This is a genomic window from Pelobacter seleniigenes DSM 18267 (assembly GCF_000711225.1).
Classification (GTDB): domain Bacteria; phylum Desulfobacterota; class Desulfuromonadia; order Desulfuromonadales; family Geopsychrobacteraceae; genus Seleniibacterium; species Seleniibacterium seleniigenes.
Genome location: NZ_JOMG01000002.1, coordinates 1,240,869 through 1,259,194 on the forward strand (window position 1 = coordinate 1,240,869; position 18,326 = coordinate 1,259,194).

The following is an 18,326-nucleotide window of genomic DNA, read 5'->3' on the forward strand; positions in this document are numbered from 1 at the left end:
TTCGTTTATCCGATCATCTGTTATGGCCGGCACTGCCCACAGCCTTGCCGAACTCAATCCAGGTTCCGTCGTCACTGTGACTGACGCTAAAACCTCGAATTCCCGCAGTGCCTAAAGCCTGTTCATAAACCCCGCGTTCACGCCGTGGGATGGCCGGCTTGCGATACCCCCGCCGAGGTTCAAAGTGGCGAGCCTTTTGCTGCAAGCTGTCCCAGAGCCCGGGTGGTCCCATGCCGCCGCCAATATAGGCCCGCCCGCCCGGTTTCAAAACCCGATGCAGTTCCGCAAAAGCGGTTTCCAGCTTGTCCCAGAACGGGACCGACCCGCGACTGACAATCAGCTCCACAGAGCTGTCCGCCAGAGGAATATTCTGGACCGGAGCCTGAACGATCTGAGCACGATCCCTCAGCGCGAAGCGGGCAATGTTCTTTTCTGCACAGCCGAGCATGTCAGCCGACTGGTCGAGAAAAATAAAGCTGAGCTCGCTTATCGGGGCCAGAGCCAGTCCCAGATACCCGCCGCCGCAGCCGACATCTAGGCACACTCCCCGGTAAATGCCGGTTTTTTCCAGAATCCTGACCGCGTAATAGGCATAAACCGGGGCATTCACGTTGATGGCTTCATCATCATAGGTCTGCGCATCCATGAGCATTGAAATACCCCCGTCAACCGGCCGTGCTAGCAGGTTTCCAGATCAAGAAGCTGATAATAATCACGCTGTTCGAAACAGCCGCGGCACAGGGTTTCCCCATCCTGCTCAATATCCCGGCCATCCATCACTCCTTCTCCGCAGCGGGCGCAGGGCACTCGGCGCAAGGGTTTGCCCGGCAGATCTTCGGGCCGTAGCGCGACCGTGACCTCATGAATAGAAAACAGCTCCTGGTCAGCGACACTGCTAAAATCAGGCAGCGGCTCGGCGTCGGAACGCTTGGCCATATCGGTCGCGACCCGGACGGAGCGCCCGGACTCCAGGTTGATAAAGGTCGCAGCCATCTTGCCGTAATCACGAATCTTCATCGTCCGCTTACCCGGGCGGCAGCCGGTCAGAGCCATAATGGCATCCGTTGCACAACGATCGATCTCGACATAGACCATAAGCTTTTTGCGGTCCGCTCCGGTGGGATCGCTGATGCCGATCCGGCTCAGACCGCACATGGTCATCCGGGTACCGATTTCGATCCCGGCACAGATATCACCATGAAAGGCCCCGGCAATTTTGAGCAAGGCCTGATAATCGTTACAGTGCTCCTTGTACTGTTCCATCGCGCACATCCTTTAACAGTCAGTTAGTTGTCATCTGGAAACTAATTCGTTGGCCTCCGGAGTTTCCGGATGCCAACGAATTAATTTCCACGAACCGGCTGCAGACCCAGCTGAGCCAATCTGGACGGGTTGAAAACATTCAGTTTTTTCATACAGCTGCCAAGCAAGTGATAGCCGCCGCCCCCTTCGCCAAGGACGTCCAAGGCCCGCTGTGGAGCCGTCACCACCGCAGTACCCACGGCAGCAACATTGCGGGCGAACAAGGCATCCGGAATAAACCCGGCACTCGGCCCAACCACCACCACCGCAACGCTTGGCGGGGTCAGCGCAAGTAATTCGGCAATCGAACCATTCGCCACGGCAGCCCCGGTAAAGACCGCTGTTTCGCACTTGGCCAGTTGCTCCGGCAGCTGCGCCGAAGAATAAAAGGTTCCCCAACCGGCCTCGGCCTCCTGCTGCGTCGCTGCTTTCTTATCGATAATGGCAACCGCGCCGGGATTAAGTTGCTTGATATGCTTGAGCAGCGGAATAATGGCGCCGACCAGGCAGATCTTGCGCCCGGTGAACAGGGCCTCAAATGCCGACAAGTCGGCATCGGGACTCACCTGGTAGCAACCGCCGGTCAATAACGGAACCGACAGGGCATTCAATGTGGCCAGCCGGATAACCTCGGCAAACGGCGATATCATCTGATTCAGCAGGATATCGGCGACCGCAGCGCCCTGATAGCGCGTCATGGGTTCTTTGAGGATGTGCTGGCTGGCCCGGTCGATCAGCTCCGGCGGGGTATAAGCGATTCCTCCGCAGCCGTTGGACAGTTTGATGCCGGTAAAAAAAACCCCGACCGTTAACTTTGCGACAGTCCACCCGGCCAGTTGGGGTTGCAGCTGCTGCAACAGGGTCACAGTTTCAGCGATGATGCCCGGTGTCGCGCAATCCGCTAACGTCTCGCTGGTGGTCTTGGTCGCCGGCAAACCCCCTTTGCGGCATGGATGATATTGAGGCTCGCCCATAACCGCTTATCCCGGCGTATCGCTGGAAAGCTTTCTGATACTGGCAAATAGCAGCAGGGAAAAGCCAAACAGCAGTAGACAGAGGGCGGTCGCCCGCTCAAAATCGCCATCGTAGACAGCGTTAAACACTTCCAGGGAGAGGGTGTTGGTCTTGCCGATGATATTGCCCCCCAGCATCAGGGTGATGCCAACTTCCCCCAGGGAGCGCCCCAGGCCAAGGGCCAGCCCTGAAAAGATGCTTTTTTTGATACCGGGGAGGGTGACATGGCAGAAGGTCAGCAAACGGCCGCGCCCCAGAGTATAAGAGGCCTCAACCAGATCATTGCCAAAGGTTTTGATGGCAGCCTGAACCGGTTTGACCACCAGGGGTAACCCGGCGATGAAAGCCGCAATGACGATGCCCGGGAAGGAGAAGACGATTTCTATCCCCAGCTGATCATTCAAAAAACCGCCCAGGGGGCTCATCCGCCCCAGCACCACCAGCAGCAGATAACCGGTGGCAATGGGCGGGAAGATCAGCGGAAAGGTGACCAGGCTCTCGGTGATCGCGCGGCCGGGCGTTTGTGCCCCGGCCAAATAGCAGGCCAGGGGAATACCGGCCAGCAGCTGCAGGGCCAGGGCATAGAGGCAAATTTTTGCGGTCAGTCCCAGCGAGAACAAAACCGGCTCGGAACTGTAAACCTGCCACCAATTGGTGACGAACTCGCTCATAGCCCTGCGGCCAACTTGTTCGCCTGCATGGCCTCGCTCTGCAGCAGGTGGGTGAATACCCCGACTTCTGTTTTTTCCTCGCAGCCGGTGATGATCCCGGCCACGATCTCGATCGGCTCGAACCCGCTGGTCAATTCCAGCATTGAGCCGAACTTGTCCCGGTTAGCCAGGGCGAAACTCATATTGACGAAGGCCGCATCGACCTCACCGCTGATCGCATAGGCCCCGCTGCGTGGCACCGTACCGACGGTCATCACTTTGGAGAGAACCTGCTGATACTGAGGCTGGCTGAGGATCTGCCGGGCCGCCCGCCCATAAATGGCTTTACTGCCATCCGGGGTCGCGATCCTGGCGAACTCGGCCTTTTTCAGATCATCCAGGCCGGTCAGCGTCAACCCCTTTCGGGTGACCAGCACCGGGCGCCCCTGGCCAATGGCGAGGAAAGAACCGATGGGCAGACCGTGACTGGCAAGATACGCTTTGTCGCCGACCACGACACAGATCCCGCCCCCCTGTTTGATCTGGGCGGTCACCTGCCCCATGTTGCCATAGATGCGCTCAATCTTTTGTCCGGATTGGTCCTGGTAGAGGGTTGCCCAACCCTCGACGAATTTTTTATAGCCGGCCCCGGCTGCGGTCCTCAGAACCTCGGCCTGAAGAGTTGAGCAAAACAACAACAAGAAGCAGATTAATGCCGGGATGATTCTTTTCATCAGCGTCCTCCCCTATCTCGATATTATTTTATTGAATAACGTTTGGTATAACGAATTTTGCTTGTTGTCAAGCACAAAGAAGCATCTCCAGCCGGTGGCAACAGGACACCGCGACCGGCTCTTTGCAAACCAGGAAAAGGACCAAGTTGAATAAAAAAACCACCTGGGAGCAGGTGGTTATGGTTGGCTGGTCAATCGATGAAGCAAGCTTAAGACAGGCAAATCAAGCCCAGTAACAACGCGCTGCTGGGCTTGATAAGGGTCGCAAAATCGTGCCTTGGTGAGCACATCGATAAGGGCTGATCCTCCGGCTCAATAAGGGCGGAGATATCGGCCGGCTTGCCAAAATACATCCACGAGGTCACCAGCATATCCACGCCGGTGGCGGCATAGGCCGCCGCATTATCGGCATTGATCCCGCCGGCCGCACCGATCACCAGCGCCGGGAAGCGATCCCGCAGGGCGCTGACCACCTGCTGCGCGGTTGCCGGTGAACATTTGTCCAACTGGATGATATCCGCGCCATGGGCCGCCATCAGTTCGGCCTGTTCCAGGCATTCAACCTCGACCCCGATCTTCTTTTCGCGGGCCGCCCGCTTAATGGCCGGTAGCCGACCGAGAAACTGCTCCAGGCCGATCAGGTTGTAATGATGGGGGAAAATCAGCACCGTCTCCCCCAACCCCAGGCGATGCGGAACCCCGCCCCCGGCCAGCAGCGCCTGTTGCGACAATCTGCGCCCGCCGGGAAAAGCTTTCCGGGTCCCGCAGACCAACACATCCCCGTGCTGGCGGGCCTGGCCAACCAACTGCGCGGTCCGGGTGGCGATCCCCGAGGCATATTCAAGAATATTCAGGGCCACCCGCCAGCCGGAATGGATCATGCCGCCGTTCCCCCGCGCCCGCAGGATCGGGTCACCTGGCTGCAGCAGGCTCCCTTCGCTGCTCAGGCTCTCGATCTCGGCACCGAGTTTGGCAAAGACCGCCGCCGCTTCGGCAACACCGCTCAGTACGGTCTGGTTGCGCGCGGTAAAACTGATCCGCGCGGCAGCCCGATCCACCTCCAGCAGATGGGAGGTCAGATCAAGCCCGGGCACGTCCTCTTCAATCCAGCGTTCAATGGTCGAATCCGGGATAAACATCAACTACTCCTGTCAGGATAGCGGCACTATCAGGTCAGTGAAAAAGCCCATCCTCGGCCTTTTTCAAGCCCGGCCATGGGCTCACCAAGCTGTTTTTCAGCGGCCGGCTATTTTCAATTTTTCTCGAGTCGCAGCACCAGCCTGGGCCGCCAGCTGTTCTGCCAGGACCTCGCCAAGAATCTTGATCGCCTTGGTCAGTACGGTTTCATCAAACATGGTGAAATTCAACCGCATGGTCGCCAGCCCTTCCCCGACATGGGAATAGAAATAGCGCCCGGGCACAAACGCGACATTGCGCCGGATCGCTTCCTGGTAAGCCTGGTCCAGATCAAATCCCTCCGGCCCCTCGGCCCAGAGGAACATCCCACCTTGCGGTCGAGTCCAACGGAATTGTTTGGGGAAATAACGATCCAGAGCCGCCAGCATCGCCTGCTGGCGCGGCCGGTACAGGTCGATGATCTTGGGCAGGTGCTCCTTGAGGTAACCGCCGTTCAGGTACTCGGCGGCCAGCGCCTGGTTGAAGGTACTGGTGTGGAGATCAACGCCCTGCTTGCTCAAGACCAGCCAACGCTGAATCGGGGCCGGAGCGGCCAGGTAGCCGATCCGCAAACCCGGCGCGAAGATTTTCGACAAAGTCCCTGCATAAATAACGTTATCAGGGGCCAGGCTTTTGATTGTAGGAATCTGCGTACCCTGATAACGGAGATCACTATAGGGATCGTCTTCAAACAGCAGCGCGCCATGGCGCTGCAGAATCTCGGCAATCTGGACCCGCCGCGCCAGGGGCAGGGTCCGGCCGGTGGGGTTCTGAAAGGTCGGCACCAGATAGATGAATTTCACCTTGTGGCAACGCAGGACCTCCTCCAAAGACTCGGGCATCACCCCGTCATCATCGGTTTCCAGGCGGACATATTCGGGCTGATAAGGATTGAAGGCCTGCAGCGCGCCCAGGTAGGTCGGCGCTTCGACCGCAACCTTGCTCCCCTTGCCGATCAATATTTTGCCGATGGCATCCAGACCACCCTGGGAACCGCTGGAAATAATAATCTCCTCCCGGGTCAGGAAAATTCCCTTCTGCTTCAAATACTCGGCCAGAGCCGAGCGAAGTGGCAGAAAGCCTTCGGTCAGGTCGTACTGAAATGCCAATGCACCGTATTTCTTCAGGACCACCGCGGTCAGTTCCTCGATGAGATCCATGGGAAAGCTTTGCGGAGCCGGAATCCCTCCGGCCAGGGAGATCATCCCGGGTTGGGACACAACTTTAAGAATTTCGCGGATGGCACTTGCCGACATTCCAGTGGTGCGGTCGGCAAGCAAAGACTCATAGTCCATGATTGATTATTCTCCTGCGACAGCCTCATCAGCTGATTTCAATTTGGAAACCTGTATTTATTTGGATATCACGCGGAAAGAATTTGGAAAAGTGGTTTTTTGCCATTGCACAGAATTTATTCTGGGAGCTACTAAAAGTTCGTCAACGGACACTGACACCCTCAGATCTTGCGGCGTTCGATACCACGGACTATGACATGTTGTAATAATCCAGGCAGATCTATGCGTGCATGGCGTGGCATAAATTCAACCTTACTCAGAATATCAAAATATCAACAACGTCCCCTTTTTCACACGCAAAGCGTCATCCTTTAACAGCTCGTAAATCTCCTGCTGTTCGTTCCCACGTGCCGTGACGTGATAAAAAGCATTGGATATTGGATGCGTAACGGTCTAGCCATAATCGATGTCCCCTCTCTGCTGGATCAGTCAAAACAGCTCCATTTAATGAACGCCCCCTTGCTCCTACTGTCATGCCCGGTTGTTTCACAGAAGCCCGTTTACTGTTGCATCCTTTCGAACAGCTGATAATATCGAATTTCAATTTTGCCCGGCACTTGCTATCCGATTACTTTTCCCTAGATGCTGTTTCATGATTCAACTACTTGATATCAGGACCCTGTTCGCGGTCTGGTCTGTTCTCTGCTCTGTCCTTACATTTAATCTGTCAATGTTTTGGTTTTACAACCGTGAAGAAAAAGGTGCTGGCTGGTGGGCTCTGGCCATGTTGACAACAACATGTGGCTCTTTTCTGCTCGCATTTCAAGGTTTTTTGCCGTCTTTCATTTCAATTGTCCTTGCCAACACTCTGTTCATTTTGGGCTGGTCTTTGTTCTGCACAGGATTACGAAAATTCTTTCTCCTAAAAAAAGGGCTCGCCTGGGAGATAGCCCCTGTTCTGGTTTTGATCGGTTCGTTTCTGTATTACACCTATGCGCATCCTGATCTAGCCATCAGAATATGGATCTTTTCGATCCTGCTGTGTATTGCATCTTTTCGCTGTTTTTACCTGCTGCTAGATAGGTCCGAAACCGGTCTGAAAATGAGGAGTATTTCAGTCGGATACGCCAGCTTGTTTCTCGCTATTTTCTTCCTTATCAGAACTGTTTTGACCTTCTTTGACATCGGAACTCCCCAAGCCCAGTCATTTCTGTCCCCAAACGTCGTCACAGTCATCATGATGTTCATCCTTATCGGTGGATATGTTTCATTGACCATCGGATTAATCTCTCTTCCCGGGCAGCAAAGCAGGAATAAACTTCATGTAACGACCCTTAATCTGGAGAAGGCCAACCTGAAACTGCAGCAGAGCAAAGAATCCTTCCGCAATCTGACTGATAACGCAGTTGAAGGAATCGCGGTCGTACAGAACAAGCGGCTCGTATACTTAAATCCGCGCATGTGTGAAATGACCGGCTACGATAAGGACTCACTCCTGAATCTGGAATCCTTTTTGCCTCTCATCGCTGCCGAAGCAAGAGAGACTATGATGACCAATTATCTGAAGCGACTCGGCGGTGAAGCCGCACCAAATCGATACGAAAGTCTCTTTCTTAAACGTGATGGCACCATCTATCCGATTGAGCTCACAGGTGTGCTGATCAGCTGGAATGGAAGCCCGGCAACCCTGAACATCGTTTCTGATATCAGCGAACGCAAGGCTGCAGAAGAGAAGGTGCGGTTTATGGCTCTTCACGATAATCTGACGGGTTTGCCCAACCGCTATCTGTTACAGGAACGCCTTGAAAGGGCTCTCTCTATGGCCCGTCGAACCAAACAGCCCCTGGCCCTGCTCTTTATGGATCTGAACGGTTTCAAGCAGGTTAATGACACCCACGGTCATGATGTGGGAGACATGCTGCTTAAGGGCGTTGCAGACCGGTTGCAGACACTGATGCGGGATTCAGATACTCTGGCGCGTATGGGCGGTGACGAGTTTGTTCTTCTGCTTCCCCAGATAAACGGCCGGTCAGGCGTTGATATCCTGATGTCACGAATCGACGAGTCACTGCGACCCCCCTTTCAGTTCGGTTCTCTGAAAGTGCAGAGCAGCGCCAGTGTTGGTTGTGCGCTATACCCCGAGCACGGGAACACCGAAGAGGAACTTTTGAGTGCAGCTGACAAGAAAATGTACAACGTCAAACATCTAAAAAGAAAATTTTAACCACCCTCCTTTTAAAGCTTTTACCAAAGTGTTGAGAGCTATAGGACGTATGCAAGGTAATCACTAAGCCTTAACATCGCTGTCGTTATTAAACCTGTTCACGAGAAACCATAGGGGCCGCACCTGATTCTGCCCCTGCAATTTTGGACGATGGCTGCAAACGATTCCCTTATTTCAGAAAACTTCAGGACTCTCTGTCAATTTCAAACCCTAACTCAATGACAAGACCGGCCTGCCTTGTATGGAGTAAAAATATCCGCCAAAATAAGCTCCTGCCATAATACACATCTTAATCGTTATCTTCTCCCTTCCCCCCTTGGCATTCTTACCACCAGGGGCTATTATTTTCTCTCGCCCTTGTTCATCCACCACAACCACTTGCTGAACACTCTGAGAGGGACTTGTCATGTTTCATCAGCTGAAATCTTCATTTACCGAAATAGCCCGTGAAAACGGCCTGCTCGAAAGCGACATCAACATCACCGCCAAAAAATTGAGTACCGTCGAAGCCATTGGCGAGACCGAGCGCCGGGACTTTCCTCTGCTGCAGGGGAAAGAGAGTTTGATCCAAGCGGAATTCAAAGGCGCGCTGGGGCAGTCTTTTACGGATATGCCGATGAATTTCACAGGCAAAATCAGCGCTATTCTCAACCTGGAACTCCGTCACAATGGGGAAAGAGCCTTGTTTATCGCGACCCTGAATGCGGTGATGCGTTATCTGGGTAAGGCAGACAGAACCGTACACTGCAAAAACCAGGAACCGGAGCTCTGTGCCCGGGAAATTGCCGCAAAGGTTCTTGAACAGCACGGCAGCGGTGTCAGGGTTGGGATTATCGGTTTTCAACCGGCCATCATCGATAATTTCTGTCAACTCCTTGGCCCAGAAAAGGTCAGGGTGACGGATCTTGATCAGGATAATATCGGCAAGGAAAAATACGGCGTGCAGATCTGGGACGGAGCCAGCCGGGGAGAAGAGATTTTCCAGGCCTGTGACGTTCTGCTGGCGACCGGCTCAACCATCGTCAACAATTCTCTTCCGCAACTGCTCAGCCATGCGGAAACCTATCACAAGCCTCTTTATTTTTTCGGCACAACCATCGCTGCAGCCGCGGCACTGCTCAACTTGAACAGACTCTGTCTCCAGGCAGCCTAGGCTTCAACAGCCTGGCAGGACCGGATCATGACCCGGATATGGACAGTGCCGATCCCTTAACGGAATCGGCACTGTCTTTTTTTCAAGCTATTTTGAGAGTTCTATTTCGCGGATGTTAGATACCCGGTGGCAGTCGGCAATAGCCGCCCCACAACTCAGATATTGGGCGGCAAGTAGATCTTGTTCCGCGAATCCGTAATCGCCTTCTGGCCGAGCTTCTGCAACCCCTTGATCAGTTCCGACATCTGTGCCCGCGGGACGCCCATGAACATCAGGTCATCGCTGACGTCCGAACTGGCCCGACAACCGTAACAGCCGAAGGAAATATTGAACTTCTGGCTGGTATAGGGGAGCAGGGTGGTCTCCACACACTGGGCATTGTAGCCGCTGGCGTGGAAATCGAAACGATGCCCGGTGTAATAGGCGGCGCTCATGCAGAGCCACATGATCTGTTCCGGATTGGCGATAATGGCGATCACGTCGGGGGTGGCCGCCGCGTTGTGCAGCGGTGTCACCAGGGTCGCCTTGGTGGAGCGTTCCGGCAGGCGCGGCCGTTCCTTGATCATCTGCCGGGCCGCCTCCATGGAATCCAGCTTGCGGAAATGGATATACATTTCGCCGCTGGCCAGTTTGGGCGGGATTTCCGTCAAACCAAGGATATGGGTGCCATCCGGACAGGCATGACATTGGGCCGGCATGAGCAGGGATTTGCCGCGCCGAGCCATCATCAGGGATTGACAAAAGCGAAGCTTGACCCTTGGAATGGCCACATCGGGAAGCGCTTGATCCTGACGAATCAGTGAAATCGCCACTGGGTTCCAGCGCAAACGCAGGGTATCGAAGAGGACTTGGTGCCACTCCCGATACAGCTCGCGTTCTTCATCCGGCAACGGAGGAGCGCTCGGCTGAACCTGTTGCTTCCGGAGCTCGGCCTCGGCGTGATTCTCTATAATCTCAATGGCATTGACCGGACATTGGCCGACACAGGTGTCGCAGGCCCAGCACTCCGTCTCCCGCACCGGGCTGGCAATTTTGTGCTGGTCAGCCGCGATCTGCTGTAATTCGAAAACATCCACCGGACAGAAATTGACGCACATCCCACAGCCGGTGCAGCGTTGCTGGTTAACCCGGACTTCAGGCATCGATCAACTCCCGCGGATCATGGTCGCTGTTGGGGGGGGTACAAACCGCCAGCCCGACTTCTGCAGCCCAGGCCAGGAACCGTTGGGGAACCACCACCTCGGGTTGAAAACGGCTGGTATATTGCTGCGAATGGGCCAGGCTCAACGCATGGGCCAGGTCCTCGGTATTGTCGATATCAGCTACCGTCTCCAGGGCGGCCACCGGGATATTGCCTGCTTCACAGATGTTGATGATCGCATCCAGGGCGGAGACGCCGTCAGTATTGTAAAAGACCCCTTCGAAATCCATCGGCGTTTTACTGGTCATCCCGACCAGAGAGACACCACATGCCTGGCAGGGGCAATGCACCAGCCCCAGCCCTGACTCCTCGGCCCCAAAACGTCTCAACCAGCGAAAAGCCTGCATGATATTGTTGGTGGTCATCTGCGGCTGGTCACCGCCGATGGCCACAGCACTGGCATAACCACGCGCCCAGAGTTGCTGAAACGAATCGTTGAAATGTTCGTTGAAGTTGCTCCCCTGGTCGGCAATGAAGTGAAGGGGTACATCGCTTTCAATTTCGGCAAAAATCTCTTTAAGGCGGGGATGATCAGCGGCAGGGGTGGCACAGACAAAGAAATCATAGCTGTCCTGCCCGTTGCTGACTTCACTCTGCAACAGTTCAAGAGCCCGGAACCCGACCTCGGCCGTGTCGAGCATCACCGCCCGATAAAGATCGGCGGCCTCTTCCGGTGTAAAAATACCACCGGCCTCTTTGGTCAGGCGGGTTTTGGTCAGCCCGGGGGTCGGGACTTTGGTGAAAAAAATCAGCGCGTGCTTTTGACTGCTCATAATTAGTGCTCCTTTAGGCTTCGGACAGGCTACAGTTCTCAGAAAGGTCCGATTTTTCACTGTCAACCGGATAGATCCGGCACGGGATATCATTATATTTCCACTGGCCGAGGAGGGGATCGGCGTCCTCAATATCAGCCTGGGTCAGCAGGTTGGCATTGGCCTCGAACAGGCCGCCCAGGTGTGGTTCGGTCAGGTCCTGGTCCGGGAACCACCAGCCGTAGTCCACGTTCACCACCTGTTCTTTCATGGCACAGATTTTCAAGGTGAATTTTGCCCGGCCGCGAGCGGTTTCCACATACACCTCCTGGCCGTCGACAAAACCCAGATCACTTGCGGTTTCCAGACTGATTTCAGCTTCCGGCTGTTGATTATTCTTTTTCAGCGTCTGCAGCTGGCGGAAGGACGAAGCCCAGTAGGGCTGCTTGCGCCCGCCACTGATCAGGGTCAGGGGAAATTCCGCGGTTGGTTTGGCACAGGCCTGATGCTGCGGCAGCGGTTCGGCACCGAGTTCGGCAAGCAGTTCGGAATACAGTTCGACTTTTCCGCTGACCGTTGCAAAGCCAGGCTGTCCTGCTTGCTGCAGCTGTTCATGCTTGCCGTAGCTGGGCGGTGGACAATAGAGTCCGGTCTGGCAGAAACCGGCCCAATCCATACCCAGAGGGGCGACGATATCCTCAAGGCTGTCGGTAAAGGTTTGCCAAGGCCACTCCCGGTTCTGACCGCAGCGAATCCCGAGGTCTCGCCAGAAGGCGAAATCGGTGCGCCGCTCGAACAGCGGTTCGATTGCTGCCGGTCCGCCATAGGCGAGGTTGGCAACACCGGCATTGGTCTGCAACACCGGTCTTTCCAGGCTGCCGGCCATGGGCAGGACATAATCGCTGAGGGCGGTGACCGGGTTGTGAAACAGCTCAAGGGAGACACTCAGCTCAAGGTTGCGCAGCGCGCGCTCGATCAGCCGGCTGTCCGCCTGGGACAATAGCGGGTTGCTACCACTGACGATCATGGCCCGGATCGGATACGGCACACCGTTCAGCATGGCCCGCCAGACCAGGTTCGGCTGGGCCGAGGTCAGATAGCGGGCCGGCAACCGCTTGCCGTGTTTCATGGTTTCCTGCGTCAATCGCTCGTAACCGGCATAACTCTGCAGGAGAATCCGCTCCCGCCCGAGCTGCTTGCTGCGCTGCTCTGCGCTGAGCCGTTCGGTCAATTCCAGATCGATTTCCGGGATATAATCGGGCCGTTCCGAGACCAGCGAGGCTCCGCGCCGGTCGACATTGCCGGTCACCCCCTTGAGGCAGGCGATGCCGCGGTGAACCTGCATGCTGTTGGCGCCGATCTGGTCGATGCCTCGACCGTGAAAAATCGAGGCCGGCCGGGCCTGGCCATAACTGCGGGCAGCGGCAATGATCTGTGCGGCGGGAATTCCGGTCAGCTCGGCGGTATGGGTCGGGGTATAAGCCCGCACCCGGTCGCGCAGCTGGCTGAAACCATGACACCATTGTTCGATAAAAGCCGCGTCGATCAACTGCTCGTTAATAATCACCTGCAGTAAACCGAGGGCCAGGGCCGCGTCGCTGCCCGGGCGCGGGGCCAACCACTGGGTGGCCAAGGCAGCGGTTCGGGTGCGGCGTGGATCGACGACGATCAGCGGTTTGCCGGTTCTGCTGTAGGCAAGGACCGTGCGCCAGAACAGGGAATTGTCCGATTCAGCCGGATTGACGCCCCAGAGAATCAGACATTCGGTGGTCTCCGGGTCGATTTCGTTTTCGAGGGGCCAGCCGAAGGTCAGGCTGTTGACCCAGATCGAGGGATTCCAGCAGATCTGACCGATCCCCATATTATTCGGACTGCCGAACAGGTTCAGGAAGCGATGCAGGGGCCAGAAGGTGGTATGCGGTCCACCGATGGAGGTGGCCAGGGTTTCGCCGCCGAATTGCGCTTTCAACTCCAGCAGGCGTTCAGCGATCTCGTCGAGGGCATCTTCCCAGCTGATCTGTTGCCACTGGCCGCTGCCGCGCTCCCCTTTGCGCTTCAGCGGATAATTGATCCGTTCCGGATGATACAAGAATTCCACATTGCTATGGAAACGCCGGCAACCATTAACAATACCCTCATTATATGGATATCTTTCAGGGTCAGGCTTTATTTTAACTATTTTATTGCCTTCGCTGAACACCTCGATTCCGCAGAGATAACTGCAGAGTCGGCAGTTCGCCTTGCGCCGTCTGCGAGCGATAAAACGATTCTTTCCGGGTTCAGAACTCATCTCTCCTGTCCTCTCTCAGCATGCCAGCGGCATAGCGGCACCGCGCACGTCACGTCACTCTTCTTGACCTGCGCCGTTCAACAGCGCCAGATTGCGTTGCCCCAGTTCACCCTGCCACATCAGTTCCAGCTGTTGTTGCAAGCGGTCGTGATCTATCTCGATGCCGAATATCAATTCGAGGATATGCACAACCCGAGCCGGTTCCGAACACTGCTGCGCCTGCACGGCGCTGAGGTTGGCTGTCCCCTGCAAACGCTTGACACAGGCCATACAGGCACTGACGCAGGTTTCGGTCCCGGTCTGGGCGATTTCGGCCGCCCGGCGTTCGGCCCTGGCCTGACTCAGCTCCGGATTGACCATGGAGACGATTCCGCCGGCCCCGCAGCAGAGAGTCTCACTGCCGTGGTGGGTCATTTCCACGATCTCCGCGCCCTGCAACAGGGTCCGCAGCGCCTGACCGATCTGCCCGCTGGCGCGATCAGGGCAGGAATCATGAACGGTCACACCTGACTGGCCGGCAAGCCGCAGGTCGGCTTCGACCATCAGCGTAAACAGGGAACTGACCTTGATATCGGTCAGAGAATTTTGGAAGTGATAGTAACAATTCGGGCAGGCGGTAATCAGTTGCTTGACCCCTTTGGCGGCAAACTGTTTCGCCAGCCGGGCAAGGTATTGTTCGCCCCGCTGTCCCAGGCCGATATTGTGCAACGGCAGTCCGCAACAGTCCGCACTGAAACCGACCTCAAACCCTTGCTGCTGCAGCCACCGATGGGCTGCCCGGGTCAACTCCGGGGCAAAGCTGGCCAGGCTGCAACCAGGCCAGAACAGGGTCGGTCCGGTCAACTTTTCCAGATCACTGAAATCAATTTCCCAGGATTGCCGATAAAGGGAAAAAAAGTGCGCTTGCTGATCGACCAGCATGGGGCGGTAAGCAAGCGGGTCGATGCGCTCCTGCTCCATCAACACCTCGCGCGCCGCCTGAAAGAGGTCGCCCGGATTCAGGTCCAAAGGGCAGCTCTGACTGCACAGACCGCACAGAGCACAGTGCTGAACGGCGCTTTCCATCGACTCTGCCAGCCTGGCCCCGGCGACCAACTGTTCCGCCAACTCGGCCGGGGGCACTGCTAATTGCATCAATATTTCACAGGATCGGGAACAGAGACCGCACCCTGTACAATCAGTACGAAAACGCTCCAGAACAGAACGACTCCTGTCGGTTACTGCTGTCATCTGCGACCATCCTTGCCGACTTGAACAATGCTTGTTCGGCAGCGGCTTTGCTCAACGTTGAACATCCAAGAATTTTCTATCACCGAGGCTCAAGAGCCACCCCTGCCGACAACCTCTGCCTGGGATGAAGAGGCAAAGATCATGCCACTGATGCTACCCCGGCAAATGCCGCCAGCCGGTTCGCTTTTCCCCGACCTCTCCTTGATCGGCCGTGAGAGTTCGGCCCATTCCCATTGTCTAAGGATCTATTTTGGGACGCTCTCAGGCACCTGTCTCATTTTGAGACAAGCCTCGAACTACCAGCTGAACTGCCGTGCGCAATCTTCCGGATCGCCACACATCTTGGCAATTCCATGGTCTATCGCCGGCCAGATCGCGGCAATATTTTCCAGGGCCGCCTTAGGGCTTCCCGGCAGGTTGACAATTAGTGAATTCCGCCGAATTCCGACTACGGCTCGCGACAGTGCGGCCATGGGGGTTTTGTCCAGGCTGCACAGCCGCATCAGCTCGGCTAGACCCGGCACCAGCCGCTCGACCACGCTTTCGGTCGCTTCCGGGGTGACATCCCTAGGCGATAACCCAGTGCCGCCAGTGGTCAGGATCAACTCGGCCAGGGCACGATTGGACCAATCGACCAGAACTTCGGTAATCAGATCAAACTGATCCGGCAGAATCAGGGTTCTGACCGTCTTGACCCCATTGCCGGCCAGCCAGGCGGCAAGCGCCGGCCCGCTTTCATCGATCCGCTCCCCGCGCGCACCCTTGTCGCTTAACGTCAATATGGCTGCCTTGAATCGTTTCATCCCCGCTCCTCCCTTCGATAGACACCGCTTTTTCCACCTTCTTTGTAAATCAGTTTGACCTCTTTGAGACTGATCGACTTGTCGCTCCCCTTACACATGTCATAAATGGTCAAAGCAGCCAGCGCTGCTCCGGTCATTGCTTCCATTTCCACCCCGGTTCGCTCGAATGCCCGGACCGTACAGCTCACCCTGACCACGCCATCAGCAAGTTCCTGGGCGAAATCAACGCTGACGGAGTGAAGCGCCAACGGATGGGACAAGGGGATTAAATCCGGGGTTTTCTTCGCTGCCATGATCCCGGCTAGTCGCGCGGTACCCAGCACGTCCCCTTTTGCGATGCCACCGTCTTGAATTGCTTCAAGCACCGCCGGTGGCATCACCACCACGGCCTCAGCCGTAGCCGTTCGCAAGGTTTTATTTTTGGCACTTACATCCACCATCACGGCGTTTCCCCGTTCATCGAAGTGATTGAAATTCATACCAGTTCCTCCCCTGTTCTGTGGTGATGTCGCCGCCCTTGTTCGGTTTGGCACATTTATGGCAAATCGTTTACTTAATGAATCTTTTCGGAACAACTTTGCACACAAAGTGCCAAGGATCGGCCAACAGCAGACAGACACCCGACCCGGACTGAATTTTTTACGTCAGCAAGCTAAAGGAGGAAACGATGGAGAATGAAATCAAGGAGATCATCGCAGGATTAAAAGCGGGCATTGAGGGGGAGGGCGGAAAAATCGAACTGACCGGAGTCCAGACAGACGGCACCATCTGCCTGGAACAGAGGGAAGACTGCGCCAGCTGCCTGGCGACGGTCTGGACCCACCGGTTGCGCGTTGAAAGGGCTATTAAAAAAGAGTTCCCGGAAGCAAAAATCGAAGTCCAGCTGGTGTCCTGAGTGCCCTGGTCGGCACTCAGGCTGTTCCCGGCCAAAACGCTGAGGCGGCCAAGTCTGCGCCGGGACGGTTTCGGCAGCCGGCTAGACGGTCTTGCGATCCAGCCCCCGATACTGAATGGCTTCACTTAAGTGACTGGTATCGATCTGCTCGGCTCCGGCGAGATCGGCAATGGTTCTGGCCAGTTTGAGAATCCGGGTAAAGCTGCGCGCCGACAACCCGAGCCGATCGGTGACCTGCTCAAGGAGCCGCTCCCCGGCGCTGTCGAGCTGGCAGAAACGCCGGATATGGCGGGCTTGCATCTGGCTGTTGGTCAGCAGGCCGAAAGGCGCCAGCCGTTCGCGCTGAATGCTCCGTGCTTGATTGACCCGCGCGCGGATCGTCGCGCTGGTTTCCGCCGGCCGGATATCGGTCAGATCCTTATGGGGAACCCGCGGCACCTCGACATGCAGGTCGATCCGGTCGAGCAGCGGCCCGGACAGCCGACTGCGGTAACGTTGAATCATCGCCGGGGTGCAGCTGCAATCATGCTGCAAATCTCCGAAAAAGCCACAGGGGCAGGGGTTCATTGCCGCCACCAGCATGAAATCGGCCGGATAAGTCAGACTCAGGGCTGCCCGACTGATGGAAACCTGGCCGTCCTCAAGGGGCTGCCGCAGCATCTCCAGAACATTTTTTTTGAACTCGGGAAATTCATCAAGGAAGAGGATTCCGCGATGGGCCAGGGAAACCTCGCCGGGGCGCGGATAGCTGCCTCCACCGATCAGTCCGGCATCGGAGATGGTGTGATGAGGGGAACGGAACGGTCGCTGCTCGAGCAAGGAATGATTGTGCGAAAGCAGTCCGGCCACCGAATGGATCTTGGTGGTCTCAAGGGCTTCTTCAAAGGAGAAATCGGGCAAGATGGTCGGCAGACGCCGGGCCAGCATGGTTTTGCCGCTGCCGGGCGGACCGCTCATCAAAATATTGTGCGCTGCGGCCGCAGCAACTTCCAGCGCCCGCTTGACATGCTCCTGACCGCGCACCTCTGAAAAATCTTCCCCTTCAACGAGCACCGCCTGCTCCGGGCGAACCACGGAAGAGCGAAACGGCTCGATGACCGTGGTCCCGTTGATCAGCGAGACCGCTTCACCAAGGTCGCGCACGGCAAAGATATCCGGCCCGGCAACCACGGCCCCCTCTTCGGCATTGTCCGCCGGCAGGATCAGGGCATAATCGCCCCATTTCCTGGCGGCCACGGCAATCGGCAGGACTCCGCGGACCGGTTTGATCCGCCCGTCCAGGGACAGTTCGCCGAGCAGAATGAAACGGTCCAGCTTCTCTTTATCGACAATCCCGGTTGCACAGAGCAAACCGATGGCAATGGGCAGGTCAAAGGCAGCGCCATCCTTACGGATATCAGCCGGGGCAAGATTGATGGTGATCCGGCGGGCTGGAAAATCATAGCCGGAATTTTTAATGGCCGACTTGACCCGATCCTTGCTTTCCTTGACCGCCCCCTCGGGCAGCCCGACCGTGGAAAATTGCGGTAATCCCTGGGCAATATCGACTTCGACCTCGACCGGATAGGCATCTATCCCGATCAAGGCCCCTGAACAGACCTTGGCTAGCATTCCCCCCCCCTGATGATCCCGGGCATCCGGTTTGACACACCAACCAATGCCCGGCT

General features: G+C 56.3%; 17 protein-coding genes. 3 read left to right on the top strand and 14 right to left on the bottom strand.

All coding sequences use genetic code 11. The features are described from left to right. Positions 1 to 13: 13 nt before the first annotated feature. From N909_RS0108345 to N909_RS0108380, 7 genes are all read right to left on the bottom strand, one after another. Entirely contained in the window at positions 14 to 652 is a 639-nt protein-coding gene (locus tag N909_RS0108345) for a class I SAM-dependent methyltransferase (protein ID WP_029913999.1), read from the bottom strand. Between the two features lie 26 nt (positions 653 to 678). Continuing rightward, the gene (locus N909_RS0108350; protein WP_036683010.1) at positions 679 to 1,263 is read right to left on the bottom strand and encodes an FmdE family protein; all 585 of its coding nucleotides are present in this window, start codon (positions 1,261 to 1,263) and stop codon (positions 679 to 681) included. A gap of 80 nt (positions 1,264 to 1,343) precedes the next feature. After that, positions 1,344 to 2,276: a DUF364 domain-containing protein gene (locus tag N909_RS0108355; protein ID WP_051689613.1), complete on the bottom strand. Its 933-nt coding sequence runs from the start codon at positions 2,274 to 2,276 to the stop codon at positions 1,344 to 1,346. Between the two features lie 6 nt (positions 2,277 to 2,282). After that, a complete protein-coding gene (locus N909_RS0108360; protein ID WP_029914006.1) occupies positions 2,283 to 2,987 on the bottom strand; it encodes a molybdate ABC transporter permease subunit in 705 nt (234 codons plus the stop codon). Then, entirely contained in the window at positions 2,984 to 3,700 is a 717-nt protein-coding gene (locus N909_RS0108365) for a molybdate ABC transporter substrate-binding protein (RefSeq protein WP_051689614.1), read from the bottom strand. The genes N909_RS0108360 and N909_RS0108365 overlap by 4 nt, the downstream gene beginning before the upstream one ends. Before the next feature lie 209 nt (positions 3,701 to 3,909). Beyond that, entirely contained in the window at positions 3,910 to 4,839 is a 930-nt protein-coding gene (gene modD / locus N909_RS0108375) for a ModD protein (RefSeq protein ID WP_063336387.1), read from the bottom strand. A 96-nt stretch (positions 4,840 to 4,935) separates the two neighbouring features. Next, a complete protein-coding gene (locus tag N909_RS0108380) occupies positions 4,936 to 6,171 on the bottom strand; it encodes an aminotransferase-like domain-containing protein (protein WP_029914013.1) in 1,236 nt (411 codons plus the stop codon). 592 nt (positions 6,172 to 6,763) lie between these two features. Between N909_RS0108380 and N909_RS24525 the strand changes: the two genes are divergently transcribed. Together N909_RS24525 and N909_RS0108395 are read left to right on the top strand one after the other, a co-directional pair. Then, complete coding sequence (locus N909_RS24525; RefSeq protein WP_051689615.1) at positions 6,764 to 8,335, top strand: sensor domain-containing diguanylate cyclase; 1,572 nt, start codon at positions 6,764 to 6,766, stop codon at positions 8,333 to 8,335. Positions 8,336 to 8,741: 406 nt separating this feature from the next. Then, positions 8,742 to 9,488 (top strand): Rossmann-like domain-containing protein, encoded by a 747-nt coding sequence (locus tag N909_RS0108395; protein WP_029914019.1) that lies wholly within the window; start codon positions 8,742 to 8,744, stop codon positions 9,486 to 9,488. Between the two features lie 155 nt (positions 9,489 to 9,643). Here the strand turns inward: N909_RS0108395 and N909_RS0108400 are convergent, their stop codons facing one another. From N909_RS0108400 to moaC, 6 genes are all read right to left on the bottom strand, one after another. Further along, positions 9,644 to 10,630, bottom strand: coding sequence for a DUF169 domain-containing protein (locus tag N909_RS0108400; RefSeq protein WP_051689616.1), 987 nt, complete (start codon positions 10,628 to 10,630; stop codon positions 9,644 to 9,646). Then, entirely contained in the window at positions 10,623 to 11,462 is an 840-nt protein-coding gene (locus N909_RS0108405) for a TIGR04282 family arsenosugar biosynthesis glycosyltransferase (protein ID WP_029914023.1), read from the bottom strand. The genes N909_RS0108400 and N909_RS0108405 overlap by 8 nt, the downstream gene beginning before the upstream one ends. A 13-nt stretch (positions 11,463 to 11,475) precedes the next feature. After that, entirely contained in the window at positions 11,476 to 13,731 is a 2,256-nt protein-coding gene (locus N909_RS0108410; RefSeq protein ID WP_051689617.1) for a molybdopterin-dependent oxidoreductase, read from the bottom strand. A 54-nt stretch (positions 13,732 to 13,785) separates the two neighbouring features. Continuing rightward, entirely contained in the window at positions 13,786 to 14,961 is a 1,176-nt protein-coding gene (locus N909_RS23760) for a (Fe-S)-binding protein (RefSeq protein WP_084167607.1), read from the bottom strand. A 296-nt stretch (positions 14,962 to 15,257) separates the two neighbouring features. Further along, positions 15,258 to 15,764 (bottom strand): MogA/MoaB family molybdenum cofactor biosynthesis protein, encoded by a 507-nt coding sequence (locus N909_RS0108420; protein ID WP_029914027.1) that lies wholly within the window; start codon positions 15,762 to 15,764, stop codon positions 15,258 to 15,260. Then, a complete protein-coding gene (gene moaC, locus N909_RS0108425; RefSeq protein WP_029914029.1) occupies positions 15,761 to 16,243 on the bottom strand; it encodes a cyclic pyranopterin monophosphate synthase MoaC in 483 nt (160 codons plus the stop codon). The genes N909_RS0108420 and moaC overlap by 4 nt, the downstream gene beginning before the upstream one ends. A gap of 188 nt (positions 16,244 to 16,431) precedes the next feature. Between moaC and N909_RS0108430 the strand changes: the two genes are divergently transcribed. Continuing rightward, entirely contained in the window at positions 16,432 to 16,659 is a 228-nt protein-coding gene (locus tag N909_RS0108430) for a NifU family protein (RefSeq protein WP_029914031.1), read from the top strand. Between the two features lie 81 nt (positions 16,660 to 16,740). Here N909_RS0108430 and N909_RS0108435 read toward each other — a convergent pair whose 3' ends face one another. Then, a complete protein-coding gene (locus tag N909_RS0108435; RefSeq protein WP_029914033.1) occupies positions 16,741 to 18,270 on the bottom strand; it encodes a YifB family Mg chelatase-like AAA ATPase in 1,530 nt (509 codons plus the stop codon). Between the last annotated feature and the right edge of the window lie 56 nt (positions 18,271 to 18,326).

What these genes read in the sequence shown, in the direction of transcription:
- N909_RS0108430 (WP_029914031.1), top strand. Translation starts at nt 16,432, where the DNA reads ATGGAGAATGAAATCAAGGAGATCATCGCAGGATTAAAAGCGGGCATT.
- N909_RS0108380 (WP_029914013.1), bottom strand. Translation starts at nt 6,171, where the DNA reads ATGGACTATGAGTCTTTGCTTGCCGACCGCACCACTGGAATGTCGGCA.
- N909_RS0108395 (WP_029914019.1), top strand. Translation starts at nt 8,742, where the DNA reads ATGTTTCATCAGCTGAAATCTTCATTTACCGAAATAGCCCGTGAAAAC.
- N909_RS23760 (WP_084167607.1), bottom strand. Translation starts at nt 14,961, where the DNA reads ATGACAGCAGTAACCGACAGGAGTCGTTCTGTTCTGGAGCGTTTTCGT.
- N909_RS0108405 (WP_029914023.1), bottom strand. Translation starts at nt 11,462, where the DNA reads ATGAGCAGTCAAAAGCACGCGCTGATTTTTTTCACCAAAGTCCCGACC.
- N909_RS0108435 (WP_029914033.1), bottom strand. Translation starts at nt 18,270, where the DNA reads ATGCTAGCCAAGGTCTGTTCAGGGGCCTTGATCGGGATAGATGCCTAT.
- N909_RS0108360 (WP_029914006.1), bottom strand. Translation starts at nt 2,987, where the DNA reads ATGAGCGAGTTCGTCACCAATTGGTGGCAGGTTTACAGTTCCGAGCCG.
- moaC (WP_029914029.1), bottom strand. Translation starts at nt 16,243, where the DNA reads ATGAATTTCAATCACTTCGATGAACGGGGAAACGCCGTGATGGTGGAT.
- N909_RS0108410 (WP_051689617.1), bottom strand. Translation starts at nt 13,731, where the DNA reads ATGAGTTCTGAACCCGGAAAGAATCGTTTTATCGCTCGCAGACGGCGC.
- N909_RS0108350 (WP_036683010.1), bottom strand. Translation starts at nt 1,263, where the DNA reads ATGGAACAGTACAAGGAGCACTGTAACGATTATCAGGCCTTGCTCAAA.
- N909_RS24525 (WP_051689615.1), top strand. Translation starts at nt 6,764, where the DNA reads ATGATTCAACTACTTGATATCAGGACCCTGTTCGCGGTCTGGTCTGTT.
- N909_RS0108345 (WP_029913999.1), bottom strand. Translation starts at nt 652, where the DNA reads ATGCTCATGGATGCGCAGACCTATGATGATGAAGCCATCAACGTGAAT.
- N909_RS0108355 (WP_051689613.1), bottom strand. Translation starts at nt 2,276, where the DNA reads ATGGGCGAGCCTCAATATCATCCATGCCGCAAAGGGGGTTTGCCGGCG.
- N909_RS0108365 (WP_051689614.1), bottom strand. Translation starts at nt 3,700, where the DNA reads ATGAAAAGAATCATCCCGGCATTAATCTGCTTCTTGTTGTTGTTTTGC.
- N909_RS0108400 (WP_051689616.1), bottom strand. Translation starts at nt 10,630, where the DNA reads ATGCCTGAAGTCCGGGTTAACCAGCAACGCTGCACCGGCTGTGGGATG.
- modD (WP_063336387.1), bottom strand. Translation starts at nt 4,839, where the DNA reads ATGTTTATCCCGGATTCGACCATTGAACGCTGGATTGAAGAGGACGTG.
- N909_RS0108420 (WP_029914027.1), bottom strand. Translation starts at nt 15,764, where the DNA reads ATGAAACGATTCAAGGCAGCCATATTGACGTTAAGCGACAAGGGTGCG.